This is a genomic window from Nocardia sputi, from assembly GCF_023501985.1.
This window is the reverse complement of the sequence record NZ_JAMFLC010000010.1, coordinates 20062-45428: the sequence shown is the minus strand read 5'-3', so window position 1 is coordinate 45428 and position 25367 is coordinate 20062. Positions and strand designations below refer to the sequence as shown.

The window sequence follows — 25367 nt, the reverse complement described above, 5'->3', positions numbered from 1 at the left end:
CCCGCCGAGAAGGCCGCCGCGTTCCCTCCTGGCCGAACCACCCGACCAGGCGTGGCGACCTTCTTCGCGGCGGCTACCCGCTCACTCGCGGTCGCGGCGGCGCAGCAGTTCGTTGACGCTCACCGTGCGGCCGTCGCCGCCGTGGTGCCGCCCCTGCTCCGGCCTGCCGATGTGGCGACGCGAGGAGCGTAGTTCGGCCATCCAGCTCTCGATGCTGCTGCGATTGGTGGTGTCGGGCCCATTGTTCGGCTCCGCGGGCGCCTCGGGCTCGGGTGCGCGGTGGGCAGGACCGTCGAGAGCGGCCCCGGCGTCGGGCGGGAGATACCGCGCCGCACGGGGCGCACCGGGAAGGTCGACGGCCGGCTCCTGCGAGAGGCCGGACAGCGGAAGCGATTCCGCCACGTGGGTCGGGCGCGGCGCGGGCGGCGTGACCGACGAGACGAGCGCTTCCGCGCTGTGCTCGGGGAAGATCACCGATGGCACACCGGCGTGCGGCCCGTGCTGGTCCTGCCGCAGGCCGGTGGGCGGCGCCGGTCGCGGCCCCGCGGGGCCTTGCGGGCCGGCCGGAGGCGACTGCGGTCGCCGCTCCGCCTGGTCCGGCGTGTAGCGCGGGGGGTTCGGGACCTGCGGAATCCGCCGCGGGCGAATCGGCTCACCCTGCGGTGGCGTGGCGTTGCGCGGAGATTCCGGGCGCTTCCTGGTCGGATCGAGTGGCGCGGGCGCGGGCGTCGCCTGCGGTGCGGGCGGCGGCGGGACGCGGTCCAGTCGCCTGGTGGGCGCCTCCGCCTCGATCTCGGCGACCGTCCGCGGCTTGCGCCTGCGCGGCACCTTGTTGGCGTCGGCGACCGCGGGGATCTGCATCGTCACCGGGTCGGTGATCGGCGTCGTCTTGACCAGGTCGACGACCTCGCCGCCACCGGGACGTTCGTCGTCGAGAATCGGCTCGCCGAGGCCGATCTTCTGCTGGATGCGCTTCATCCAGGTGGGCGCCCACCAGCAGTCGTCGCCGAGCAGCTTCATGGTGGCGGGCACCAGCAGCATCCGCAGGATGGTCGCGTCGATGAACAGCGCCGCGATGAGGCCGTAGGCGATGTACTGCATCATCACCAGGTCCGAGAACGCGAAGGCGCCGACCACGACGAGCAGGATGAGCGCGGCCGCGGTGATGATGCGGCCGGTGTGCGCGGTTCCCGCGCGCACCGCCTCGGTGGTGGATGCGCCTTGGGTGCGCGCCTCGACCATGCGCGAGAGCAGGAAGACCTCGTAGTCGGTGGACAAGCCGTAGATCACGGCGATGATCAGCACCAGCACCGGCGACATGATCGGCTGCGGGGTGAAGTTCAGCGGCGTCGCGCCGTTCCCGTCGACGAAGATCCACGTCAGGATGCCCAGCGTGCTGCCGAGGCCGAGCGCGCTCATCAGCGCGGCTTTGATGGGCAGCACCAGCGAGCCGAACGTCAGGAACATCAGCAGCGTCGTGACGAACAGCACCAGCGCGATCATCGCGGGCATGCGGTTCAGCAGCGCGTCGATGCTGTCCTTCTGGATGGTCGGCTGGCCGCCCACGTAGAGATCGACGCTGTCGGGCACCGCTATCGACCGCAGGTACTCGATGGTGGGGTCGGCGTTCTCCGAATCCGCGAGTGTCGCGCTGGTGCGATAGACGTTCGGATCGGTAGTGGAGCGGCTCGGCACGTCGAAAGCGCTGGCGAGGCCGGGCGCCTGGCCCGCCTCCTTCCACACCTTGCCGACGGCGTTGCTGTCCTCGGACACCATCACCAATTGCACCGGGTCGGTCTTCTTCAGCGGGAAGACCTGGTAGAAGTCCTCGAGCGCGACGCGGGTCGCGTTGTCCGGCGGCAGGTATCGCTCGTTGATGCCGCCGAAGGCGAGGTTCTTCACCGGGATGATCAGCAGCAGCAGGACGATGCAGATCGGCACGGCGATCTTCAGCGGATGCTTCATCACCCACTGAGTGATCTTTCCCCAGAAACCGTGCTCGATCTCTTCGGCCGTCTTCGTCTGGCGGAAGCGCTTGAAGCCCAGCATGTCCACGCGCGGGCCGAGTACACCGAGCATGGCGGGCAGGATCGTGATGGCGGTCAGCGCGGCCAGCGAGACCGTGGCGATCGTGCCGTAGGCCACCGATTTCAAGAAGCCCTGCGGGAACAGCAGCATGCCGCCGAGACTGGCGATGATCATGGTCGCGGAGAACACGACCGTGCGTCCCGCCGTCATCACCGAGCGCCGCACCGCCGCACGGGTGTCGTAACCTTCGGCGAGTTCCTCCCGGAAGCGACTGACGATGAACAACCCGTAGTCGATGGCGAGGCCGAGACCGATCATCGACACCACGCCCGAGACGAACGAGTTCACCTCCGTGAACTTCGTCAGCACCATGATGATGCCGTTGGCGCCGATGACGGTGAGACCGCCGACCACCAGCGGCAGGCCCGCGGCCACCAGGCCGCCGAAGATGAAGAACAACAGCACCGCCACCGCGGGGATGGCCAGCATCTCCATGCGCTTCTGGTCGGAAGCCATGGTGTCGTTGAGCGTGCCCGCCACCGCCTGCAACCCGGTGACCTGAACATCGACGCCCAGAATGTAGAAGACGTCCTTCACCTTGCGGTAGTTGCGCACCATCTCGGTGTCGTTGTTGCCGTTGATGGCCACCGAGGCGAAGGCGTGCTTCTTGTCCTTCGCGCCGAAGACGCTGGGCTGCGCGGGGATACCGGCGTCGTTGCGCCAGTACGTTCCGTTGATCTTGGTGATCTCGTCCGGGTGCTCGCGCGGCAGGCTCGCGAGATTGGCGACGACCTTGCCGCTGAATTCGGGGTCATCGATCGTTCTGCCCTCGGGCGCGGTGTAGAGCAGGATCACGTCGCTGTTGTGATCCCGGCCGAACGCCGCGTCGGCGATCCGCGCGGCCTGCGCGGACTCCGAGGTCGGATCGTCCCACCCGCTGGAGCTGAGATGGTGTTCCAAGCCGAGGCCGTAACCGCCCAAAGCCAGGAGGGCCGCCACGACGACGCCGATGACGGCAAAACGCAGGCGGTATACCAGATCGCCCCAGCGTGTGAACACTAAGCGACTCCTTGGGCGGGGCGAGAGGTGAGCAGTGCCGACAGCGGCCGGAACGGCTGCAGCCAGGCACCCTCGTCGGGCAGCGAGTCGAGGCTAACTCGGGGCAGCGGTTCGCGGAACACGCCCGGAATGTCCTCGAGGTCGATGAATTCGAGAGTATCGGATGTGACGGCCCAACTCGCGTGCTCACGGAAGCCGAGTACCTGGACCGGCACGCCTTTGGCGGCGAGTTCCTCCAGCGGTTCGCGGAACGCCTGGCCGTCGGCCGAGGCCACCATGATGCCCGCCAAACCGGCGCCGCGACTGCGTAACGCGATGTGCGCCAGCATGTCGGCGTCGACGTCGGAATCCTCGTCGATCTTGGGTTTGGCGAAGACCGCATAGCCCACGTTGCGCAGGGCCTCCACCCAGGGCCGCACGACGTCGGCGGTGCCGGGCGCGATGTTGGTGAAGACGGTGGCCTCGGGTTCCACGCGATGCACCGCGCCCACCGAGAGTTCGGCGGTCCGGGCCAGCAGCCAGCGGCCGAGCGCGTCGAACCGCGGACGATAGGCGGCGGTCGGACGACCGCCGAGGATGGCGCCGAGGCCCATGTCGAGGTTCGGGGCGTCCCACACCAACAGGACCCTGCGCACGTCCGGCGTCGAGCCGCCCAGACCTTCCGCTCCGCCCCCGTGCACCTCCCCGGCAACATCGACCACTTCGTGGGCCATCTCACTGACGCTCATCGGTCGATCTTCCCCCATATGAGCTCGGTGATGGCGCTACCGGCGCGATGTGCCTTGCCTTCGAACTTGGTGACCGGACGCTCGAAACCGATGGGCGCCGTGGCCCGATGCTCCTCGCTGACCCCGCCCGTGGTCTCGTTCAATCCTTTGAGCAGGGGCTCTGCCATGCCGACCTCGTGGATGTGCTCGGCGTAGCCGGCATGGTCGGTGGCGACGTGCAACACACCCCCCGGCTTCAGGCGGTCGGCGATCAACGCGACCGTCGCGGGCTGCAGCAGCCGCCGCTTGTGGTGGCGCGCCTTCGGCCACGGGTCGGGAAAGAACACTCGGACGCCGGTGAGCGACTCTGGGGCAATCATGTTCTCCAGCACGTCGACCGCGTCTCCGCGCAGCAGGCGGATATTGCCGATCCCTTCGCGCTCGATGCGCTGCACCAACTGCGCGAGGCCGGGCTGGTAGACCTCGATGCCGATCAGGTTCAGGTGTGGTTCGGCCTGCGCCATGGCGGCCGTCGCGGTCCCCGTGCCGCAGCCGATCTCGACGACCAGCGGCGCGTCGCGGCCGAACCACGCGGCCGCGTCCAGTGGCTCGTCGGCGACCTCGCGGCCGATCGAGGGCCACATCCGGTCCCAGGATTGCTGCTGGGTCGCGGTCAGCGCGCCCCTGCGCGACCGGAAGCTGGTGACTCGGGGGTACAGGCGGGAGCCGGTCTTGTGCCGGGGCCCGCCCTCGGCCGGAGCCGAAGCTGTGGACGGCGGGCCCGGAACTGACTCGGCAGTATGGTTCGCGGCGTCGTTCACGACGTCCATTGTCCAGCATCCCGCGATCAGTGCGGTAAGCGGTCGTGCACGGCTCGCTGAGCGGGAGGTCAGGCGGCGCGCGCGGGGGCGATTCTGGTCGCGGTCGGCTGTTGCTGGCGCAGGGGCCTGCCCAGCGCGACCTTGGCCGCTGTGACCGCCATTTCCAGCAGGCCGCGCACCCCCGACGGCGAGGCCGCGACCGACCATACGGTGGTGTCGCCGACGTCGCTCACCGGTTGCCCGGCGAACCGGTCGGCCAGCCAGTCGAGGCTGATCGGGGTGGACAGCGGCAGCAGCGAGAAATGCTCGCTGAGCCGGTCGCGCACGTAGGTCACCGCGGCGCCGCCGCGGCGGTAGCGCGCCACCTGTCCGTCGACGCCCGAGATGTGGATGATCTGGTCGTGGATGGGTTGCACAACCAGCAGCGGGCAGGACGGCGTCGTGTTGCCGAGCCGCAGATCGTCGAACATCGCGTTCAGTTCCGGGGTGTCGAGCACCTCGGCGAGCGGGCGGTCCAAGAAGTCGTCCACCTTCTTGTTGGCCAGCCCGAGGATCGCGCCGAGCGGCGTCGCGTTCTCCGCGCGGACGACGAACCGGTGGCCGTCCGGGCTCAGCTCGTTGTCGATCAGCGAGCTCAACGCGGGGTACAGCCTGCGCAGCGCGGCGATGACGATGGCGGGCAGGCCCGCGTAGGGGGTGCCGTTCAACCGGTCGAAGACCTGGCGCGGGTCGCCGACCGGGGCGCCGAGCACCGCGCCGACGATGTCCAGTTCGGGGGCGTACGTCGGCGCCATCTCTACCGTCCAGGAGCTGGCCATGCCACCGCCGGAGTAGCCCCACACCGCGACGCGGGTTCGCGGGCCGAGACCGAGCGGACCGAACCGCAGCGCGGCGCGGATGCCGTCCAGCGCGCGGTAACCGGGCTCACGCGGCGCACCGAAATTACCGTGCGGACCCTCGTGATCGGCGATGCTCACCGCCCAGCCGCGCCGCAGCGCGTTCGCCACCAGCAGCCATTCCAACTGGGTGATCGAGCCGAGCGCACGCGCGCCGGAGCGCAGGGCGTAGGACGGGGAGCACTTCTCGCTCACCGCGTCCATCGCAGTCTGGAAGGCCAGCAGCGGACGATCCTCGTCCGGTTCCGCGTCGACGGGCAGCAGGACCGTGGTGATCGCCGCTTCGGGAGCCCCGTGCAGATCACAGCTGCGGTACAGTAACTGCCAGGCCGACACCTGTTGCGGCACGATCCCGAACAGCGCGATCTCGATCTTCCTGCTGCGCAGGATGGCGCCGGGCGCCTTGGCCGCGAAGCCCTTCGGCGGTCGATGGAACGGGTCCGCGCTGGGCAGCAACGGCTTGCGTTCGGTGGGACAAGCGGGCTGCGAGTCGACAGCGCCGATGACATCCGCGGTCATCGCGACCTCCTCATCGTCGAGGTCGGTTGCCGCATGCGAAAGGCCAAGCTGCGCACCGGTTGTGGTGCCGACCACTTCAGCAGGGTAAGTGACCGACCGGGCGTCTGGGAACCCCGGAGTACACGGCGTCCGCGGCACTAGACTCCCCGGCATGAGCAGACCGACTGTATTCATCACCGGCGCGGCGGCCGGTATCGGGCGGGCGACGGCCTTGCTTTTCGCTGCGCAGGGATACCATGTCGGGGCTTATGACATCGATGAAGTGGGGCTGACCAGGCTTTCCGGGGACATCACCGCCAAGGGTGGCGCGGTGCACACCGGTGTTCTCGATGTGACGAACGACACCCAGTGGGCGGAGCGGCTCGCGGAGTTCCACGCCGCGACCGGACGGTTGGACATCCTGGTCAACAATGCGGGCATCCTGCGCGCAGGGGGGTTCGAGTCGATCGAGCTGTCCGCCCACCGGGCGATCGTCGAGGTCAACTTGGTCGGTGTGCTCACCGGAACGCACAGCGCGTTCCGCTACCTGCGAGACACCCCGGGCGCCCAGGTGGTCAACCTCTGCTCGGCTTCGGCGATCTACGGCCAAGCCGAACTCGCCAGCTACGGTGCGACCAAGGCGGCGGTCAAGAGTTTCACCGAGGCACTGGACCTCGAATGGGAGCGCTACGACATCCGGGCGCTCGCGATCTGGCCGCTGTTCGTGGCCACCGCCATGGTGGACGGCGTGACGACGGGGACGACGAAGTCGCTGGGCGTGCGGCTGAGCGCCGACGACGTGGCCGCCGGAATCTGGGAGGCCACCCGCAAGCGCGCCCGGCTGCCGAAGGTGCACTACGAGATCGGCACGCAGGCGAAGCTACTGGCGACGGTGGCGAAATACGCGCCGAACTGGGCGGTGCGGACCGCGAACAAGTACTTCAGCGGCAGCTGAGCGGTCCAGCCTGTCCCATGGCCTGACTTCTGACAGAATTGCGCACCGTAAAAGGGGGTGTGCAGCATGCCGACAGCCACTGATTCCGATGGGCCGCTGCGGGAGCGGGGCGTTCCCACGTCCGATCACGATCAGCTCGACAAGCTGCTCGCCGAATTGCGCTTCGGGACGGGGCGCGACCCGCAGATCGGGTATGCCGCCGCCGCGGCCGTCAGCGCATGGCGCAAACCGCCGCGCATCCAGGTGACCGGGCGCGCGCACGCGGGGCGGACCACCGTGCTGCACGCGCTCGCGCTCATGTCCGCGGTGGAGACCGACCCGGTGGACCGGCCAGGGGCGCCCGATCCGGAACTCGACGCCGACATCGTCGTCTACGTGTTGTCGGCGGCGCCGACACCCGCCGATCGCAGAGTGCTGGCCACGCTGCCGCCGCAGCGCACCATCGCGGTATTGAACAAGGCGGACGCGATCGGCTCCCGCTGGGGCGATGCGGTGGCCGCGGCCGAGCAGTACGGCACGCAACTGCGGATTCCGGTGGTTCCGGTGGTCGCGTCGCTGGCTGTGCGCACTCGTGCCGGCGTGCTGACCGACGCTGATCTGGACCTGCTGCGCAAGCTCGCCGCCGAAGCCGACCCCGCGCTGATCCTCTCGCCGGAACTGTTCGTCGCGCCGGGACCGGATGCCGCCGAGCGGGAGCAACTGCTGCGTCGCTGGGACCTGTACGGCGTGGCCTGCGCGTGCGCCGCCCTGCGCCACGATCCGGACCTCGCTCCACAGACGCTGCTGCAGATTCTGCACGCCGCCAGCGGCGTCGACGCGCTGCACCGGCTGCTGCACCGCCGCTACGAGCAGGTGTCCGCGTTGCGCGGCGGTGAACTGCTCGACGAGCTGGCCCGCCTCGCCGCTCGCGCGGTCCCGGAGGAGGGCGGCCGCGCGCGCGATCTCCTGGAGTCCTATCTCTACAGCGACGACGCCCTCTGGCTCGGACTCTGCGCGGGTCTGGCCGGACCCGAGGTGGCCCACCTCGCGGCGGGGTATCCGGCACCCGCGCCGTCGGACGCCGACGATGCGCTTGCCCGCGCGACCCGCTGGCGCGCCGTCGTCACCAGCGACATGCCCCCCGCCGCGCGCCGCGCCGCGTTGCGGGTGCACAACGGGTACGTCCGACTATGGGAACGGATGAGCAGTGCCGGTCTCTGAACCACCGGAATCGTCGGCGGCGACCACAGGTCCCGGGACGGATCCGGTCTCGGGCGCCGGTCGCGACGGGGCCGATCGAGATTCGCCCGCCGATGGCGAGTCCGGTCGCCCGGCCCCGGTGACCGCCCTCGCCGCATCGCCCGAGCTCGCGGCCGTGGTCGAGCGATGGAATCCCCAGGGTATGGCGCTGCTGCGCGCGGTGCGCGGGTCCGGCGCGGCGGGCGTTGTCACTGTGATCGGTCCTCCCGATGTCAACACGACCTTGTTGCGCACCGAACTGGCCCGGTTCGAACCGCGCGTCACGCTGTCCGAGCCGCTCGCCGACGGGAACGCGGCGGTGGAGACCACCTCGCCCGCCGTACCGGCGATCATTTTGATCCTGCTCGACGCGGGCACCACCATCGGCGCGGACATGCTGGGGGTGATCGACCGGTTGCGTGCGAACGGCACTCGCCTGCTGCTGGCCATGAACGGCATCCACGCCTACCGGGACTGGCAGGCGGTACGCGCGCGTGACCTGGAGCTGCTCGCCGAGCGAGGCGCCGCGGACTTGGACATCGTGCCGGTCTCGGCGCGGCTCGCGGCCGCCGCGCGAACCGCGGGCGACGCGGGATTGCTCGATCGCTCCGGTCTCGGCGCCCTGCACGCGCAGCTCACCGCGGCGGCGGCCGCCGGTGGGGGCCGGTCGGACGCGGTCATCGGAAGAGTCTTGGCCGACACGCGCCACCGGGTGGTCGAGCAAGTGGCCGCCTTGCGCTCGGGCGCCGAAGTGGCGCGGCTGCGTGAGCAACGTGCTGTGCTGCTGGCCGGCCGCGACGGCGGACGAGCCACGGCGATGTCCGCCCTGCGCGGGCAGCTGCACCTGGCGCGGGTGGACCTGATGACCGAAATCGGCGCGAGAATCCGGGCGCTGCACACCGCCGCCCGCGCCGAACTGGATCGGCTGCGCCCGGCCGACCTCGCCGGCTACCCCGCTCGGCTGCAACACGCCGTCACCGAACTGACCGGTGAACTCGACCACGTCATCGATCTGCGGATCGCCGAATTGGGCGCCCGGGTCGAGAGCGCGGACGCGGGTGTGCCGCCGCGACGGCGTGACCCGGCCCCGCGGGTGGGCCCCGATCCGGATCCGCGCCATCGGGGTGTCGAAGATCACCTTATGATCGCGCTCGGCGCGTCGGCGGGTGTCGGGCTGGGTCGCTTGCTGGTTGCTCCGTTCTCGCTCGTACCCGCCCTCGACGTGGCGACCGTGCCGGTGACTTTGCTGCTCGGCGGCGGTGCGGCGGCGTGGGTGATGCGGGCTCGCGGCCAGCTGGCGGATCGAGCGCACATCCGGCAATGGGTGGCCGACGCGCTGGTCAATGTAAAAGCGCAGCTAGAGCAGCGGGTGGCGACCGCGCTCGTGGAAGCCGAGACCGTTCTGGCCGATCACGTGGTCCAAGCAAGCACCGCGCGAATGATCGAGGCCGATCGCAGGGTGGCCCGGCTGGAGGCCGATTTACGCAGGTTGGCGGCCGAGCAGCCGGGACAACTCGCCGCATGCGAGCGCGACATCCGGATCCTCGACCGCTGGATCTCGCCTGTTGAAACGAGCGACCAATTGGGTACACAGTGAGGAACCCGATACCGTACCGGTCGTCACATGGCGTTAACCTCTATTCAGGAACTTGGGCGTCCGCTAAGTCCTGATCTGCCGCCCTCCTGGGGTGCGCGTTCGACCGGTCGGAGCGGGCGCCTTCCCGCCAACGGTGGCGCTCGGTGCATTCGCGCTGGTCATGGGCCTAGGGCCAGGCGGCGAAGCAGCGAGTAGTCGCCCATCTCAGGAGAGTTTTCATGACGTCAGCGACCATTCCTGGTCTTCGTGGATCCGACGGCAAGGCGCCGACCGAGCACAGCGAACTACTCGCCTGGGTACAAGAAGTCGCCGAACTGACCCAGCCGGACCGAGTGGTGTGGGCGGACGGCTCCGACGAGGAATGGGAGCGGCTGACCGACCAGCTCGTCGCGGCGGGGACGTTCAAGCGGCTGGACGAGAAGAAGAAGCCGAACTCTTTCCTCGCCCTGTCGGACCCCTCCGACGTGGCCAGGGTGGAATCCCGCACATTCATCTGTTCGAAGTCCGAGGCCGACGCCGGCCCGACCAACAACTGGGTCGACCCGACCCAGATGCGTGCCACGATGACCGAGCTCTACCGCGGCTCGATGAAGGGCCGCACCATGTACGTGGTGCCGTTCTGCATGGGTCCGCTCGGCGCCGAGGATCCGAAGCTGGGTGTCGAGATCACCGACTCCGAGTACGTCGTGGTGTCGATGCGCGTGATGACCCGCATGGGCGCCGCCGCCCTGGAGAAGCTGGGCGCCGACCGCCCGTTCGTGAAGGCGCTGCACTCGGTGGGCGCGCCGCTGGCCGACGGCCAGGCCGACGTGCCGTGGCCGTGCAACGACACCAAATACATCACCCACTTCCCCGAGGACCGCGAGATCTGGAGCTACGGCTCCGGCTACGGCGGCAACGCGCTGCTGGGCAAGAAGTGCTACTCGCTGCGAATCGCCTCGGCGATGGCCCACGACGAGGGCTGGCTGGCCGAGCACATGCTGATCCTCAAGCTGATCTCCCCCGAGAACAAGGCGTACTACATCGCCGCCGCGTTCCCGAGCGCCTGCGGCAAGACCAACCTCGCCATGATCCAGCCGACCGTGCCGGGCTGGCGCGCGGAGACCCTCGGTGACGACATCGCCTGGATGCGCTTCGGCAAGGACGGCCGTCTCTATGCCGTGAACCCCGAGTACGGGTTCTTCGGCGTCGCGCCGGGTACCAACCGCAGCTCGAACCCGAACGCCATGGCCACTTTGGAGGCGGGCAACACCGTCTACACCAACGTCGCGCTGACCGACAACAACGACGTCTGGTGGGAGGGCTTGGAGGGCGAGCCCGATCACCTGATCGACTGGAAGGGCAACGACTGGTACCAGCGGGAGACCGAGACGCTGGCCGCTCACCCCAACTCCCGCTACTGCACGCCGATGGCGCAGTGCCCGATCCTGGCGCCCGAGTGGGACGACCCCCAGGGCGTGCCGATCTCGGCGATCCTTTTCGGTGGCCGCCGCAAGACCACCGTCCCGCTGGTCACCGAGTCCTTCGACTGGCAGCACGGCGTGTTCATGGGCGCGACGCTGTCCTCCGAGCAGACCGCGGCCGCCGAGGGCAAGGTCGGCACCGTGCGCCGCGACCCGATGGCCATGCTGCCGTTCCTGGGCTACCACGTCGGCGACTACCTGGGGCACTGGATCAACGTCGGCAAGAACGCCGACGCCGCCAAGCTCCCGAAGATCTTCTACGTCAACTGGTTCCGCCGTGGCGAGGACGGGCGCTTCCTGTGGCCGGGCTTCGGTGAGAACTCCCGCGTGCTCGAGTGGATCATCGGCCGCATCGAGGGTTCCGCCGATGCCGAGGCGACCGCGATCGGTAACGTGCCGACCGCCGCGCATCTCGACTTGGACGGGCTGGACGTCGACGCCGCGGATGTCGATGAGGCGCTTTCCGTGGACGCCGGGGAATGGCGTAGGGAGATCCCGCTGATCGAAGAGTGGTTCGAGTTCGTCGGTGACAAGCTGCCTTCCGGCGTGCGCGACGAGTTCGAGGCGCTCAAGCAGCGTCTGGGCTGACACTCCACCCAAAGTAGCATCGCCCGCACCATCCGGCAGGATGGTGCGGGCGATTTGTTCTGCGCGACAGAGGATTCGCCTGCCTCGTCCGGCAATCGGTCGCAGTCGCAGCGTTATTCGGTGAACGGCGCCAGGCGGATCATGGCCAGGAAGCCCGCGCTGTTGAGCCAATGGATCCGACCCTTCGGCACAGCTTTCGCTTCCGCTCGGAACGCCGCGACCACGTGCCGCTTGAAGCCCAGTCGCGGATGACGCCGCAGCAGTTCGTCGACCCAATCCCCGTCCAGCTCCGCCAGCCGTGTTCCGAGCACGTCCGCCGACGCTCCCGCGGAGACGAACCCGCCGGGGTCGCTGAGATCGTCGGCGACCCCGGGTGTGACGTGGGCGGCGATGGCCGCGCCGATAGCGGTGGCGCGTTCCTGGGCTGCGCCCGCATCGAGCGCGAGGGCGGCAGCCCGTTCGCCGCCCGTCACCGCGAAACAGCGTCCCGGCGTGGGATGTTCGAGTTGCAGGTCGTGCAGCAGACATGAGACGTAGACCAGCTCGTCGTCATAGGCTGCGCCGTCGAGATCGGCCAGGACCCGTCCGAAGTAGTAGGTCCGCAGCGAGTGATTGAGCACGGGGGGAGTAAGCGCCTCGCTCGCCTCCGTCTCCGCCGCGACGGCGAGCTTGGAGTCGGGCAACCGTAGGCCGGCGAACTCCAGCTTTCCGCGTCGCCCCCGCCTGCCCAGCGCGAGCCGGACCCGGTTGGGCACCATGGCGGGCAGCGAACGGGCGGTCGCGACCGCCAGCCTGAGTCGTTGTTCGGTCGACAACGCGCCACCGGTGCGGGTGGCCCATGCCCAATCGAGGCCCGTCGGTCCGGCCACTTTGCCCTCCTTTTCCTCGGAACTCGGTGTGCACTGAAGTCAAGCCTGTGTCAACATCCACGACGAGTGGCGGGATTGACAGTAATACTCGGATTCGTGCCAAACTGGTAGGCGATGAAGCAGGTCGTGGCGCTGGCGCTGGACGGCGTCATGGCATTCGACCTGGCGTGTGCCGTCCAGGCGTTCCGGCACGGTCCCGGTAAGACCGGCGAGCCGTCCGGGTTCGAGATGCGGACCTGCGGGTTGCGCCCGGGTCCGGTGTGGACGCCCAACGGCTTCGAATTGCGGGTGGAGCACGGGCTCGAGGCGCTCGCGGAGGCGGACGTCGTCGTCGTGCCCGGGATCGGCATTCCCACCCTGCCCACGCCGCGTGCGGCGCTGGACGCACTGCGCGACGCCGCGAGACAGGGCGCGACCATGGTGAGCATCTGCGTCGGCGCGTTCATCCTGGCCGAAGCGGGTCTGCTGGACGGACGCCCCGCGACCACCCATTGGGCTTACTGCGGTGAGTTCGCGCAGCTGTATCCCGCGGTGAAACTGGACCTGACGGCGCTGTATGTCGACGACGGCGACGTACTCACGTCGGCTGGGCTGTCGGCGGGCTTGGACCTGTGCCTGCACGTGGTCCGCAGGGAGTTGGGCGCGCACGCGGCGGCCGAGCTGGCCAGGTGGAACGTCACCGCTCCGCACCGGGAGGGCGGTCAGGCGCAGTACATTCCGGACAGGCCGGGCGTGCGAGCCGTCGACGGCGGTCTCGCCGCCACCCTGGCCTGGGCGATCGCCGAACCCGCTGCGGCGGTGGATGTTTCGGCGCTGGCCGCGCACGCGTTGATGAGCGAGCGCACTTTCATCCGCCGGTTCAAGGCGGAAGTGGGCACGACGCCGCGGCGGTGGCTGGACGCGCAGCGCACCGCTCGGGCCCGGGAACTGCTGGAAACCACGCGTTTGCCGGTGGAAGTCGTTGCGGCGAAGTCCGGTTTCGGCAGTGTCACCGCACTGCGGGTGCACCTACGCGCGGCCACGGGTGCCACGCCGGCCGCGTACCGCCGATCACTGGCCAGGTGAGCGCGGCGACGCAACCGAACGATTCGGCGAATGCCGTTATCGGGGAACCGTTTCGAACGATCCGACCAGTTGGTGTCCGGTGGCCGGTGTCATGTCGCGTCGTGCCGTCGCGCGCGGATTCCCGAAATTTCCACGGATCGACGGGTTTACCAGTGCATGGAATGGGGTAATGATCTTGGTAAGAGATTTTGTGTAGTTGTAACTTATGCTTGGCGTGTTCTTCCTTCCGCATCACACAGTCGGATTACTGACGGTTAACTGATCGACTGAACGACTTCCCTTCCGACGTCGGACCCGCGGTGCCCGCGGCGTACGGCGAGATCGACGCGCGAGAGGTGGTTGGAGCATGGCCGATCTGGAGACGGCGACGTCCCTTGCCCCAATGGTTGCCGAATTCGATTCGGCGACCGCGAGCACGCCGCTGCGCCGGGTCGCGGAGCGGCTGCGCGCGGTGTTGCCGCCCGGGTGGCGCGTCGAGATCGTCGACGCCCCACCCCCGCGTTACGGCAACCGCGCCCCACTCCTGCGGGTGGTCATGCCACCCGACTGATCATCCGGTCCAGCCGAGTGGCATGAGCAGCGACTTCTGCTCGCAGAACGAATCCAAGCCCTCTGGGCCGTTCTCGCGTCCCAGCCCGGAGGCCTTGTAGCCGCCGAACGGCGAAGTCGGGTCGAACGCATACCAATTGATCGCGTAGGTGCCGGTACGCACCCGCGCCGCGATCTCGGCGCCGTGCTCGACGTCGGCCGTCCACACCGAACCGGCGAGGCCGTAGACCGAGTCGTTGGCGATGGCGACGGCCTCGTCCTCGGTCTCGTACGGAATGACCGACAGCACCGGCCCGAAGATCTCCTCCTGGGCGATGGTCGACTTGTTGTCCACGTCCGCGAAGATCGTCGGCTCGATGAACCAGCCGCGGTCCAAGCCCTCCGGGCGGCCGCCCCCGAGCACCAGTCGTGCGCCCTCCGCCTTTCCCTTGGCGATGTAACCCTCGACCCGGTCCCGCTGTCGCTCGGAGATCAGCGGACCCAGTTGCACGCTCGGATCGCTGGGGTCGCCCACCTTCATCGTCTTCACGTGTCCGACCAGCGCGTCGAGTATTTCGTCGTACCGGCTGCGCGGAACGAGGATGCGGGTCTGCGCGACACAGCCCTGACCGCTGTTCATCAGGCCGGAGAACGCGAGCATCGGGATGCCTGTCGCGACGTCCATGTCCGGCAGCAGGATCGCCGCCGACTTGCCACCGAGTTCGAGCGAGACACTCTTGAGCTGACCGGTGGCGATCGCGCCGATCTTGCGGCCGACCGCGGTGCTCCCGGTGAAGGTCACCTTGTCCACACCGGGATGGGAGACGAGGTACTCGGCCGCGTCGGGCTCGGCGGGCAGCACCGAGAGCACGCCTTCGGGCAGCCCGGCCTCGGTGCAGATGTCGGCGAGCATATTGGCCGTGATCGGCGTCAGCGGGGACGGCTTCAGTACGACGGTGCAACCGGCCAGCAGGGCAGGGGCGAGCTTGTTGGCCGCGAGGAACAGTGGAACGTTCCAGGCGGTGACCGCCGCGACGACGCCGCGCGGCTCGCGGGTGACCCGTGTGGTGCCGAACCCGCCGACCCGGGTCTCCTGCCAGGGGAAGGACTCGGCCAAAGCCGCGTAGGCGTCCAATGCGGCGACCGCCGGGATCTGATTCAGCGTCATCGCGATCATCTGCGGTGCGCCGACCTCGGCGGTCAGCGCGGCGAGCAGATCGGCGGAGCGCTGTTCGATCAGCCGGGCCACGCGGGTGAGCACCGCGGCGCGCTCCTTCGGCGGCGTGGCAGGCCAGGGGCCGTGGTCGAAGGCGTGCCTGGCCGCGGCGACCGCGGCGTCCACATCGGCCCGGCTCACCGCGGGCACGCTGCCCACCGGCTCGACCGTGACCGGCGAGATGACCTGGACGCGCTCGGCGGTGGCTGGAGCGGTCCAGCGGCCGCCGATGAACAAGCTGTCGTAATGCATGAGAACACGTTACAGTTTTGCCCCTCTTCTGTCTGTAACCTGTTCTAATTTTGGCCGATCGCGAGGCCCTGACCGGTGTGAATCCCGACCTCTCGGTTCGCTTTTCGCAGAACGCACTATTGCGTTCTGTTGCTGGAAAGGGGATGCTGTAGCGACATATCGGCTTGCTCCATTACCGAACCGTTACCGCAAACTGGGGAGTCCGAGTCATGGCGGTGCAAGTGATCGGCCGGTCGCTGATGACCAGTGATCAAACCGAGCATCAGGCTAAGTGTGTCGGCAGCGGTGGGTGGGTGGTCTCCTTCCTACCCGGCCGCACCCTGACGATCGAGCAGGCGACCGCGGCTATGCAGGCAGCCGAGGCGGTCGCCGCCGTCGGGATGCTGGCCGACATGGTCGGTCTGACCACGCTCGAGACCGTCGGGTTGGCTATGCGGGAATCGCCGTGGAGCGAGCCCGTGCACGCGCCGTGCGGGAAGCGGCACTGGCGTCGAGGATGGCTGGAGCCTTACCTCGGCTAACTTTTAGTTGCCACAACGACCAGATTGCTCACAAGTAACTCTCGCATCATGGGTACCCGGACCAACCACCACGCCCAGCGGGGGTGGTAGCGCGGAAAGACGGTGTGCACCTCGGCCGGAGTGCCTGCTGCCCAGCGCAATCCGTCCGCGGCCCGCACCGCGAACAGCGACCTGCCGAACCTGTTCTTGGGTTCGCGTCCGTGCTTGCGCCGGTAGCGGCGCGCGGCGTACTCGCCACCGAGGTAGTGCCACGGCCCGGTCTCGTGCCCGCCGAACGGGCCGTGCCACACCGTGTAGGAGAGCACGATCAACCCGCCGGGCCTGGTCACCCGCACCATCTCCTCGGCCATCACCCACGGCTTCGAGACGTGCTCGGCGACGTTCGACGAGAGACAGATGTCGAGCGCGTCGTCGCGGAACGGCAGCGCCATCCCGGACCCGCGCACCGCGCCCGCCACCGAGAGCCCGGCGGCGTGCATCTCCGACGGGTCGGGTTCCACCGGTATGTAGCGGGCCCCCGTGTGGGCGAACTCGTCGGCGAAGTAACCCGGTCCGCCGCCCACGTCGAGGATCGTCGCGCCGTCCAGCGACCGGCCGGTGAGGTCGGCGTAGAAGTCGGCGATCATCGCCGCGGTGTCGGCCGCCAGACCTCCGTAGAACAGCGCCGGGTCGGTCTGCTCGAACCGGAAACTACCGAGCAGCCGCAGCGACCGGCGCAGGGTCGCCCGGCGGGCGAACCGGGGCGAGCTGCCGCGCGTCGGCGTTTTTTCGGCTTTGAGCACGGCGCCGAGTCTCGCACAACCCCGATGGTGGGCCTCTCGGGCGGGTGCTCGGGTTAGGGTGTAGCGCGACATCCGACGTTCCCAACCGGGACCTACTGACCGAGAGAAGCTCCACCGTGCGCGAAGTCCTCCTGCTCTGCTGGCGTGACACCGGGCACCCGCAGGGCGGCGGCAGCGAGCGGTACCTCGAGCAGGTCGGCGCGCAGCTCGCGGCACGCGGGGTCAAAGTCACCCTGCGCACCGCCCGCTACCCCGGGGCGCCGCGGCGGGAACGTGTCGACGGCATCGACATCAGCCGGGCGGGGGGACGCTACACGGTGTACCCGCGGGCGCTCGCCGCGCTCCTGCTCGCCAGAATCGGCCTCGGCTCGTTGCGCGGCGTGCGGCCCGACGCGGTGATCGACACCCAGAACGGCATCCCCTTCTTCGCAGCCGCCGCCACCACGGCCCCGTCGGTGGTGCTGGTGCACCACGGACACCGCGAGCAGTGGCCGGTGGCGGGCCGGGTGGTCGGTCGCATCGGCTGGTGGATCGAGTCGCGGCTGTCGCCCCGCGTGCACCGGCGCAACCAATACCTGACCGTTTCGCTGCCCTCGGCGGAAGAACTCGCCACGCTCGGTGTGGACCGTGCGCGAATCGCGGTGGTCCGCAACGGAGCCGAACCGGTTCCAATCGACGCGCCGACGGGCGCCGCGGAAACCCGCACTGCCGCACCCACTGTCGTGGTGTTGTCCCGGCTGGTGCCGCACAAGCAGATCGAGGACGCGCTCGCGGCCGTGGCCCGGCTGCGTGACCGTATTCCCGGTCTGCGTCTCGACGTGATCGGCGGCGGCTGGTGGGCGGACAACCTGCGCGACAACGCCCGTGAACTCGGCATCGCCGACGCCGTCACCTTCCACGGGCACGTGGACGAGCGCCGCAAGCACGAACTGCTCGCCCGCGCCTGGGTGCACGTGCTGCCTTCCCGGAAGGAAGGGTGGGGCCTGGCGGTGATCGAAGCCGCTCAGCACGGTGTGCCGACGGTCGGATACCGGAGTTCGCGCGGGCTCACCGATTCCATCGTCGACGGCGCCACCGGCATCCTGGTCGACGACGTCGCCCAGTTGGCCGACGCCGTCGGCGATCTGCTGGACGATCCGGGAGCGCGCACCGTCATGGGTGAGAAGGCCCGCGCCCGCGCTCGCGAATTCTCATGGGAGCAAACCGGAAAGGGCGTGTACGAGGTCCTGGTCGCCGCTGCCCGCGGCGAGCATGTCACCGGATTGATCGCGCCCCGGACGGTCGACTGAACCCAGCGCGCCGAGAAGCGCGGGTGTGTTCGTCGCGGAGGCCGGTGCTCACGGGGCGCCGTTGCTCGGGCAGTCGCGTGCGGGTCGGTCCTAGCGCTGCGTTCTGGCGCGGGATCGGGCGCGCGTACCCAGAGCGACCAGCGGGCCCGCGACGAGTAGCGCGGCCCACAGCATATGGGCGGCGGCGGTGACGGAGCGTTGCGCGGTCGTCGATCCACCGCGCTCGATGACACCGGGCACGCGATACAGCGCCAGGTCGGCGTCCTCGTAGATCCGCTCCAGTTGGGCGAGGGTCGTCGCCGATGCGCCGAGCGGCCCGGGGGTGGTCCGTTCGACGAGGACCCAGCCGACTCCGAGGCCGGCCAAGTCCGCAGCCGAGGCGCCGTGGAGCAGACGTGTTTCCGCTTCTCGCGCGCGAGAACCTTCGCCGGACACCGTACGCCCGCGCACCGGAAGCTCACCGGTCTGCAGGACGTCGTTGGGCAACATGCGCGGCGCCGGGTCGAGCACGGGCGCCGGGCCGCTGTAGCGGAACTTGCGGAACATCCCGCCCGGCAGCACCGCGACGTCGCCGGGGCCGTCCATACGTTCGGCGACCTGCTGCCAACCGGCGGGATAGTGCACCGCCCGCACGGCGCCGCCGACGCCCCACGCGAGGTCGTAGAACGGCAACACGAGAAGGACGACGAATACCGCCGCGACCGTGGATGTCACGGCCGGAGGCGCCGCCGCAGGCCGATCTGTTGTCGTGAACCGCTGTGCGGACGAAAGGCGCCGGGCCGCCACCGCGCATCCCGCCGCCGCGCACAAGGCATAGGCGGGCATGGCGAGGGCCACGTACTTCTGGGAGTCCCGCAGCAGTCCCGCGCCGGGCACGTGGGTGACCAGCCACTCCAGTGCGTGCATTCCCCACGCCGTCGCGCCGAGCGCGGGAAACAGGACCGCGACCGCCGCGAGCAGGAGCAGCGCGCGGCGGACATGGCGGTGGTCCGGGTCGGCGCCGCCCGTGGCGACGGAGCGCACGCCCAGCGCGACGATCACCAGCAACAGCAGCGTCGCGATCGTGGCCAGCGGCGTGGCGCGCGAATCCGGTACCGCTTCGGAGTTCCAGATCCCGCCGAGGCCGGCCAGGCTGCCGAGCGTGCCGAGGCCGGGTTCGGCACGAGCGGCGAAGGCCGCGATGCCCGCGGGATCGGACGGCTCACTGCCCGCGCCCGACAGCACCGTCGCGGCGAGCCATGGCGCCGAGCCGGCCAGCCACAGGACGAACGTAGCGGGCAGTTGGCGTCGATGGACCAGGGCGAACGCGGTCGCGCCCGCCAACAGCGCACCGGTCGGTGTGAGCCCCGCGGCGGCGAGGAATCCGGCCAGGGCCGCCCAGGCGGTCGCCGTTCGCGCACTCCCGCGCTGCGCCGCCTCGATGGGCCCTTTCCTCCGGTCTCTGCGCGCCGCGTCGGATCGCGCGCCGTTGCGGGAACGTGCCGTCGAGTCGGCTGCTGTGGCCGCGCCGAGGCGTTCGGACGAACCGGTTGTCGGTGCGTCCACCGGTTGGGCTTCATCGGTCTGCCCGCTGGTCTCGGTCGTATCCGAGATCGGGGCTTTGTCGACGTGCTCGGCTTCATGCGGTGGGCCGTCTGCTACCAGGTCGTTCTCGGGCTGGGCCGGTGGATGCGACAGAAATCCCTCGCGTTTCTTCGCGGTGGCCGTCGATCGGAGGCGGTAGGCGGCCAGGGCTGTCCACGGCAGAGCGGCATAACCGGCCAGCAGGCTCCAATGCCCCTGTAGCAGGCGCTCGGCCACGTACGGGTTCCACAGCGCCACCGTCGCGGCGACCAGTTGCGGCCCGAGCGACGCGCGCAGCAGTACGCGAGCGAGCGTCGCCGCCCCGTACGCCGCGGCCCACAGGGCGACGATCAGGATCGCCTTCACCAGCACCCCACCGTCGACGAACGCCGACAGCACGGCGAGCAGCGCGTCCTGCGGCACCGCCCGCGGCGCCGCGTCGCCGAGACCGAGCGCCGAGTCGGTCGGATAGCTGCGCGGCGTGCTCACCGCGTCGCGCAACAGCAGATACCCCGGCGCGGCCAACGGCCCGGTCACGAGCAGAGCCCCGGCCGCGCTGTACACCGCAGCCACCGCTCGATCCCGACCGCTCCCGCTCACGCCTGAGCACTGTACGTCCCCATCACCGCCGCCGCAGGGCCGAGCGCGCACGGGCCGTGCCGTTGGCGCTACCGGCCCTGCCGTGTGCGAGCGCCCGAACCGCGCTCCGAAACTGTCGCGTCCGCCGCGAGCAGGTCGCGTGGTCCGGCGGGGCGGGACGCGGGACCGGGTGTGCGGGTGGGACGATGGGCGGCGTGTCTGCTGTCCATCGGTTTCCTGTGGTGGCGGATCTGACGTGGGTGACGGCGGGTGCGATGACCGCCAACGTCGCCGGGTATCTGCTGCAGCTGCTGGCCGGGCGGTGGCTCGGGGTCACCGGATACAGCGAATTCGCGAGTCTGCTCGCGGTGCAGCTGCTGTGTGCGGTGCCCGCGCTGGCGTTGCAGAACGTGGTCGCCCGGGAACTCGTGCGCGGGGCGGGAATGGCGGCGCTGCGGGGGCTCCAGTGGCGGTGCGCGGTGATCGTGGCCGCGGTGGCCGCGGTGCTGGTGCCGCTGGTCGCCGTCGCGTTGAACGTCGGGGTGGCCGCCACCGCGGCCGCGCTGGGTGCGGCGCCTGCGCTGGTGCTGTTGTCCGGCGAGCAGGGAGTGCTGCAAGGCGGCAGGCGGTTTCGCGCCTTGGGCATGGTGCTCGGCGCCGCCGGGATCGCCCGGGTTTCGCCCGCCCTGGTCGTCCTCGCGCTGGGCGGCGGCGCGACGCTCGCGCTGTGGGCGGCGGCCTGCGGGGTCGCCGCGGCGGCTCTGCTCGCCAGGATCGTCGCCGGTGTGGCGTCCGCGCGCGTCCCCGGCGGAGTCAGAGCCGACGCGGTCGCCGCCGCCCCGGGCGTGTTGCCGGTGCTGCGGGCCGCCCAGGTGCAGGCGGCGCTGATGGCGCTGTCGTCGGCGGACCTGATCGTGGTCCGGATGGTGCTCGACGACGTGGACGCCAGCCGCTACGCGCTCGGCACCATCGCCACCAAGATCGCCTTCTGGTTGCCGCAAGCGGTCGGTGTCGTGCTCTATCCGCGGATGGCGCAGCCGACGCACTCGGCGGGCGCTATCCGGGCGGCGCTCGCGGTGCTCAGCGGGATCGGCTTGATCGCGGTGCTCGGCGCCGTGCTCGCCGCGCCGCTCGCTCCGCTGCTGGCGGGCGAGGACTACGCCCCGATCCAGGATCTGCTGTGGGTGTTCGCGCTGCACGGCGCGCTGCTGGCCGTGCTGCAAGGCGCGGTGCTGTCGGCCATCGCCGTCGACCGCACTTCGCTCGCGCTGGTCACCTGGCTGGGCCTGGTCGTCGAAGTCACGTTGATGCTCACGCTGGCCCGCTCGACACCGGCGCTGATCATCACGGCCGTATCGGTCGCGGCCACCACCACCCTCGTGGTCGCCGTCATCGTCCTGCGCGCGGCCGATCACACCACACGTCCGGAGCCGCTGCGCCCGGTCGGCTGACCGGAGATCGTTCGCGGTCGACATTTCGAGCGCGGACGATCACGGCGCTGCCCGCGCATTCTTCCGCCCCGTCTGGTGATGCCCGAAGGAGGACGCCACGACGGTTGGCTGCCTGTTTCGCCACCGGGCCGAGTGAGTTGGGGGTGTCCATCCCACCCCGAGGGCGAGATACCGAGCGGGCTTCGGCCGCCTCACGTCCCGGCGTGCGGGCGCGATGCTGCCGATCAATCGAGGCACGCTCGTGTCGCCGAAGCGCGCGGACACCGAAACGAGTTCGGCTCCCCAGCCGCAGGGCGGGGGAGCCGAATTCAGAGGCGGTCAGCCGGATCAGGGTTGTTTGTTGATCCGGATCTGCTCGGTCGGCGCATCGTCGGCGCCACGGTTACCACGCGGAGCGGGACCGGATGAAGCCGCGCCGCTCGGACGCTGGCCAGGGGCGCCGCCCGCCCGTACAGGCCGCGCAGCCGAGCCGCCGCGCAGACCGAGAACCACACCGGCGATCAGCGCGATCACGCCGAGGACGCCGAGGACGATCGGCATGACGCGGCCGTACAGCGACAGCTTGTCGATGTTCTCCTTGGCCACCGAGATCTGCGACTCGATCGTGTTCTCGTCGAACACCAGGTGCGACTTCAGCGCGGTGACCTCGGGCTTGTCCGCGGTGCGCGAGTAGTACAGGTGCAGTGCCTCGCCGCCCTTGACCACAGTGCCGGTCTCCGGCTCGACCCACAGGTCACGGGTGTTGGTGTAGTAGCGCGTCATGGTCACCGGGGCCTCGCCGCCCTCGACGCCCCACTTGGCAGCGGGCAGGCTCAGCCGGTTGGTCGGCGCCTGCACGACGTCCCAGAGGCTGGTGGCGGGCACCGACATCTGGAAGTGGTAGACCTTCGTGTTGTTGACCTCGGTCTCGCCCATGAAGTTCACGTCGTAGGTCTTACGCGTGTTGAGGTCGAAGTACGGGTAGCTCTTCTTCTCGGTGCCGATCGGGAACCGGTACTGCAGACCTGTGTGCTGCACCGGCTCGGCGATGCTCTCGCCCTGGGGGTTCGTCGTCACCGCGATGGAGCCGTTCGGGTCCGTGTCGACCGGCATGCCGGTTACGCGGTCGATGGTGACCCGGTCGATGGTCGCGGTCAGCAGTCCGGTGTCGCCCTGCTTGTCGATGCGCCGCAGCGTCTGGCCCGCCTGCACGGTCATCTGCTGGGCGTCGGCGGGCTCCTCGACGGTGAGGAAGCGCTGCGAGACCAGCGGGACGTTGGTATCGACCTTGGCCGAGCCCTCCGGCGCGGTCAGCGACTTGGAGTCGAGCACGAGGCTGTCCTCCCCCTGCTGATTCGTCGCGATCGTGGTGATCTCCAGATCGAGGGGAGTCTTCGCCAGTTTGTCGACGGTGTAGGTCGGGATCATGATTGCGGCGACGATCAGCAACGCGCCGAGACCCACGAGCAGGCAGGCCACCGTCCTTCTGGTACCGGCACTCAGTGCCATGCAAACTCTCCTCGTCGTAGAACACAGGTCGCTCCGGCGAGCACTGCGGGCAGGCCGCGGCACTCGTGAGCCCCGACACTAACAGTCCGATGTCGTACTATGCCGCGTCGAGGCCGGAAACGGCCGAGAAATCGCCCGAGTCTAACGCGAAATCTGAAACGTCGGGTTATCAACTGTGGATTCGCAAGGCAGACTGGAGCCGATGACAGCGACCCTGCCCACCCCCACGCCCGCCGGAGAACGGGTGCGCCCGCGCGCGTTCGTGCCCGCGCTGGAAGGCATGCGCGGGATGGCCGCGCTCGGCGTGCTGCTGACCCACGTCGCCTTCCAGACCGGAGAATCCGGCACGCCGGTCGTCGGCCGGGTGTGGGGACGGTTCGACATGGCGGTGGCGGTGTTCTTCGCGCTGTCGGGGTTCCTGCTCTGGCGGCCGCACGCCGCGGCCGCGCGCGGACTCGACTCCGCGCCGCCCGTCGGCTACTACCTGCGGCATCGTGCCGCACGCATCCTGCCCGCCTACTGGGTGGTGGTGTGCGCGGTCCTGGTGTTGCTGCCCAGCGCCGCCGGGACCGCGGGCATGCGGGTGTGGGTGTCGAACCTGGCGCTGCTGCAGATCTACGTGCCCTTGACGCTGACCGACGGTCTCACGCAGATGTGGAGTCTGTCGGTGGAGGTGGCCTTCTACTTGGTGCTGCCCGTGCTGGCGTTCGCGCTGGTGCGCCTGCGCGGGTCAGCGGCGCGCCTGCGGGTGCCGGTGCTGCTCGCCGTGGCCGTCGTCAGCCTCGGCTGGAACTTCGTTCCGGTGCCGACTCCGGACGCGATCCACGCGGACAACTGGCTGCCCGGCTATCTGCCCTGGTTCGCCGCGGGCATGCTCCTGGCGGAGCTCGCCGAACATAGCGTTCGGCTATCACGCTGGTGGAAAATCGGGGCGAATCAGCCCCTGATGTGGACGGTCGCGACGGCCGCCTTTCTGCTCGCGGCAACCGATGTGGCCGGTCCCGCCGGGCTCACTCGGGCCGAGCCTTGGCAGTACGTGGTGAAGATGGGACTCGGCGCGGTCATCGGGTTCGCCTTGCTCGCGCCATTGGTGTTGCGGGATCCGGCGGCGCGCGGGCACCGCTGGCTGGAGTCGCCGGTGGCCGCTGCGCTCGGGCGCTGGTCCTACGGCATCTTCATCTGGCACCTCGCGGTGCTGTCGATCGTGTTCCCGGTGTTCGGCATCCTGCCCTTCCAAGGCGACTTCGGTTACGTCCTGGTGCTCACGGTCGCCATCACCCTTCCGGTCGCCGCGGCCAGTTACGCGCTGGTGGAGGAGCCGGTGCGGCGCTGGGTCCGCAGCCGGGACCGGGTCCGGCGAACCGCGGAACCCGAGCCCGCGCCCTGATCCTCGCGGTCAGCCGTCCAGTTGCCGGTGCATGTCCACCAGGTGGTGGCGCAGCTCGTGCAGGGTGTGCACCGCGAGCCAGCGCAGCGAACGCTCGTCGGGCTCCGGGTAGGGAAAACGCAGCGTGCGCTCCCAGTCGTCGTCGCCGAGCCGCTCCAGCACGTTGGCGAACAGCAGCGCGGCGTCGCGGATCTGGCGGGCCACGTCCGCGGGATTCTGCTCGGCGTAGCCGTCGTACTCGACGCGCTCGTCCCGGCCCATCGGCGTGACGGTCGGGTTGTCCGAGCGGCGGGCCTCCAGCACGCGCTCGCGCTGGGCCAGCAGGACATCGCGCATGTGGCAGGCGTATTCCAGGGGCGACCAGACATCGGGCTTGCCGCGCTGTCGTAGTCTGCCGCTGTCGCTACCGAGCAGATCGGCGTATTCCACGGCGTGCTCCCGTGCCAGCGACGGCACGTCGGCCGCCGAAGCCAAGTCGTAGACGAAACCGCATTCGGCACAGGTGTTCACGCGTGGTCACGTTAGCAACCAGTGCCGTTGCGTCGCA

Annotated in this window: 20 protein-coding genes; 10 read left to right on the top strand and 10 right to left on the bottom strand. The window is 69.6% G+C overall.

Annotation, left to right across the window (positions count from 1 at the left end):
* Positions 1-81: 81 nt before the first annotated feature.
* From M8859_RS15875 to M8859_RS15860, 4 genes are read right to left on the bottom strand one after another with little or no spacing between them, the layout of a single operon-like run.
* Positions 82-3087 carry an MMPL family transporter gene (locus tag M8859_RS15875; RefSeq protein ID WP_249644464.1) on the bottom strand — a complete coding sequence of 1002 codons (3006 nt, stop codon included), beginning with the start codon at positions 3085-3087 and terminating at the stop codon, positions 82-84.
* Positions 3087-3815 (bottom strand): NYN domain-containing protein, encoded by a 729-nt coding sequence (locus tag M8859_RS15870; protein ID WP_159923259.1) that lies wholly within the window; start codon positions 3813-3815, stop codon positions 3087-3089. The genes M8859_RS15875 and M8859_RS15870 overlap by 1 nt, the downstream gene beginning before the upstream one ends.
* Entirely contained in the window at positions 3812-4624 is an 813-nt protein-coding gene (trmB, locus tag M8859_RS15865; protein WP_159923257.1) for a tRNA (guanosine(46)-N7)-methyltransferase TrmB, read from the bottom strand. The genes M8859_RS15870 and trmB overlap by 4 nt, the downstream gene beginning before the upstream one ends.
* Positions 4625-4683: 59 nt before the next feature.
* Positions 4684-6030 carry a lipase family protein gene (locus M8859_RS15860; RefSeq protein ID WP_195069731.1) on the bottom strand — a complete coding sequence of 449 codons (1347 nt, stop codon included), beginning with the start codon at positions 6028-6030 and terminating at the stop codon, positions 4684-4686.
* 151 nt (positions 6031-6181) lie between these two features.
* Here M8859_RS15860 and M8859_RS15855 point away from each other — a divergent pair, with 151 nt between their 5' ends.
* The 4 genes from M8859_RS15855 to M8859_RS15840 all read left to right on the top strand — a co-directional run bounded on the left by M8859_RS15855 (position 6182) and on the right by M8859_RS15840 (position 11830).
* The gene (locus tag M8859_RS15855) at positions 6182-6964 is read left to right on the top strand and encodes an SDR family oxidoreductase (RefSeq protein WP_159923253.1); all 783 of its coding nucleotides are present in this window, start codon (positions 6182-6184) and stop codon (positions 6962-6964) included.
* Between the two features lie 66 nt (positions 6965-7030).
* Complete coding sequence (locus tag M8859_RS15850; protein WP_159923251.1) at positions 7031-8164, top strand: GTPase Era family protein; 1134 nt, start codon at positions 7031-7033, stop codon at positions 8162-8164.
* Positions 8151-9779 (top strand): hypothetical protein, encoded by a 1629-nt coding sequence (locus M8859_RS15845; protein WP_249644463.1) that lies wholly within the window; start codon positions 8151-8153, stop codon positions 9777-9779. Before M8859_RS15850 ends, M8859_RS15845 begins: the two co-directional genes overlap by 14 nt.
* Positions 9780-9997: 218 nt before the next feature.
* Positions 9998-11830: a phosphoenolpyruvate carboxykinase (GTP) gene (locus tag M8859_RS15840; RefSeq protein WP_159923249.1), complete on the top strand. Its 1833-nt coding sequence runs from the start codon at positions 9998-10000 to the stop codon at positions 11828-11830.
* Between the two features lie 113 nt (positions 11831-11943).
* Here the strand turns inward: M8859_RS15840 and M8859_RS15835 are convergent, their stop codons facing one another.
* Positions 11944-12699 carry an HD domain-containing protein gene (locus M8859_RS15835; protein ID WP_159923247.1) on the bottom strand — a complete coding sequence of 252 codons (756 nt, stop codon included), beginning with the start codon at positions 12697-12699 and terminating at the stop codon, positions 11944-11946.
* Positions 12700-12813: 114 nt separating this feature from the next.
* On the opposite strand from M8859_RS15835, the gene M8859_RS15830 reads away from it, so the two are divergent.
* Together M8859_RS15830 and M8859_RS15825 are read left to right on the top strand one after the other, a co-directional pair.
* Positions 12814-13764, top strand: a complete 951-nt coding sequence (locus tag M8859_RS15830; RefSeq protein ID WP_195069729.1) for a GlxA family transcriptional regulator — start codon at positions 12814-12816, stop codon at positions 13762-13764.
* A 346-nt stretch (positions 13765-14110) separates the two neighbouring features.
* Positions 14111-14314, top strand: coding sequence for a hypothetical protein (locus tag M8859_RS15825; protein ID WP_159923243.1), 204 nt, complete (start codon positions 14111-14113; stop codon positions 14312-14314).
* On the opposite strand, the gene M8859_RS15820 is transcribed toward M8859_RS15825, so the two are convergent.
* A complete protein-coding gene (locus M8859_RS15820) occupies positions 14315-15760 on the bottom strand; it encodes an aldehyde dehydrogenase (RefSeq protein ID WP_159923241.1) in 1446 nt (481 codons plus the stop codon).
* A 209-nt stretch (positions 15761-15969) separates the two neighbouring features.
* Between M8859_RS15820 and M8859_RS15815 the strand changes: the two genes are divergently transcribed.
* Positions 15970-16281, top strand: a complete 312-nt coding sequence (locus M8859_RS15815) for a hypothetical protein (RefSeq protein ID WP_159923239.1) — start codon at positions 15970-15972, stop codon at positions 16279-16281.
* Here M8859_RS15815 and M8859_RS15810 read toward each other — a convergent pair.
* Positions 16278-17063 carry a class I SAM-dependent methyltransferase gene (locus M8859_RS15810; protein ID WP_159923237.1) on the bottom strand — a complete coding sequence of 262 codons (786 nt, stop codon included), beginning with the start codon at positions 17061-17063 and terminating at the stop codon, positions 16278-16280. The two genes, M8859_RS15815 and M8859_RS15810, sit on opposite strands and share 4 nt — an antisense overlap.
* A 116-nt stretch (positions 17064-17179) precedes the next feature.
* Here M8859_RS15810 and M8859_RS15805 point away from each other — a divergent pair, with 116 nt between their 5' ends.
* Positions 17180-18352 carry a glycosyltransferase family 4 protein gene (locus tag M8859_RS15805; protein WP_159923235.1) on the top strand — a complete coding sequence of 391 codons (1173 nt, stop codon included), beginning with the start codon at positions 17180-17182 and terminating at the stop codon, positions 18350-18352.
* Between the two features lie 90 nt (positions 18353-18442).
* Here the strand turns inward: M8859_RS15805 and M8859_RS15800 are convergent, their stop codons facing one another.
* The gene (locus M8859_RS15800) at positions 18443-20515 is read right to left on the bottom strand and encodes an MmpA family trehalose lipid delivery protein (protein WP_249644462.1); all 2073 of its coding nucleotides are present in this window, start codon (positions 20513-20515) and stop codon (positions 18443-18445) included.
* Positions 20516-20700: 185 nt separating this feature from the next.
* On the opposite strand from M8859_RS15800, the gene M8859_RS15795 reads away from it, so the two are divergent.
* The gene (locus M8859_RS15795; RefSeq protein ID WP_195139216.1) at positions 20701-21945 is read left to right on the top strand and encodes a polysaccharide biosynthesis protein; all 1245 of its coding nucleotides are present in this window, start codon (positions 20701-20703) and stop codon (positions 21943-21945) included.
* Between the two features lie 327 nt (positions 21946-22272).
* Here M8859_RS15795 and pgfA read toward each other — a convergent pair whose 3' ends face one another.
* Complete coding sequence (gene pgfA / locus M8859_RS15790) at positions 22273-23433, bottom strand: cell envelope lipid trafficking protein PgfA (RefSeq protein WP_159923231.1); 1161 nt, start codon at positions 23431-23433, stop codon at positions 22273-22275.
* Between the two features lie 202 nt (positions 23434-23635).
* Between pgfA and M8859_RS15785 the strand changes: the two genes are divergently transcribed.
* Positions 23636-24820 (top strand): acyltransferase family protein, encoded by a 1185-nt coding sequence (locus M8859_RS15785; protein WP_249644461.1) that lies wholly within the window; start codon positions 23636-23638, stop codon positions 24818-24820.
* A 9-nt stretch (positions 24821-24829) separates the two neighbouring features.
* Here the strand turns inward: M8859_RS15785 and M8859_RS15780 are convergent, their stop codons facing one another.
* The gene (locus M8859_RS15780; protein ID WP_195069725.1) at positions 24830-25330 is read right to left on the bottom strand and encodes a DinB family protein; all 501 of its coding nucleotides are present in this window, start codon (positions 25328-25330) and stop codon (positions 24830-24832) included.
* Between the last annotated feature and the right edge of the window lie 37 nt (positions 25331-25367).

Bases quoted from the DNA above. Each gene is read 5' to 3' on its own strand.
- M8859_RS15870 (WP_159923259.1), bottom strand. From the start codon at position 3,815: ATGAGCGTCAGTGAGATGGCCCACGAAGTGGTCGATGTTGCCGGGGAG.
- trmB (WP_159923257.1), bottom strand. From the start codon at position 4,624: ATGGACGTCGTGAACGACGCCGCGAACCATACTGCCGAGTCAGTTCCG.
- M8859_RS15860 (WP_195069731.1), bottom strand. From the start codon at position 6,030: ATGACCGCGGATGTCATCGGCGCTGTCGACTCGCAGCCCGCTTGTCCC.
- M8859_RS15855 (WP_159923253.1), top strand. From the start codon at position 6,182: ATGAGCAGACCGACTGTATTCATCACCGGCGCGGCGGCCGGTATCGGG.
- M8859_RS15850 (WP_159923251.1), top strand. From the start codon at position 7,031: ATGCCGACAGCCACTGATTCCGATGGGCCGCTGCGGGAGCGGGGCGTT.
- M8859_RS15840 (WP_159923249.1), top strand. From the start codon at position 9,998: ATGACGTCAGCGACCATTCCTGGTCTTCGTGGATCCGACGGCAAGGCG.
- M8859_RS15830 (WP_195069729.1), top strand. From the start codon at position 12,814: ATGAAGCAGGTCGTGGCGCTGGCGCTGGACGGCGTCATGGCATTCGAC.
- M8859_RS15825 (WP_159923243.1), top strand. From the start codon at position 14,111: ATGGCCGATCTGGAGACGGCGACGTCCCTTGCCCCAATGGTTGCCGAA.
- M8859_RS15820 (WP_159923241.1), bottom strand. From the start codon at position 15,760: ATGCATTACGACAGCTTGTTCATCGGCGGCCGCTGGACCGCTCCAGCC.
- M8859_RS15815 (WP_159923239.1), top strand. From the start codon at position 15,970: ATGGCGGTGCAAGTGATCGGCCGGTCGCTGATGACCAGTGATCAAACC.
- M8859_RS15795 (WP_195139216.1), top strand. From the start codon at position 20,701: ATGGGCGGCGTGTCTGCTGTCCATCGGTTTCCTGTGGTGGCGGATCTG.
- pgfA (WP_159923231.1), bottom strand. From the start codon at position 23,433: ATGGCACTGAGTGCCGGTACCAGAAGGACGGTGGCCTGCCTGCTCGTG.
- M8859_RS15785 (WP_249644461.1), top strand. From the start codon at position 23,636: ATGACAGCGACCCTGCCCACCCCCACGCCCGCCGGAGAACGGGTGCGC.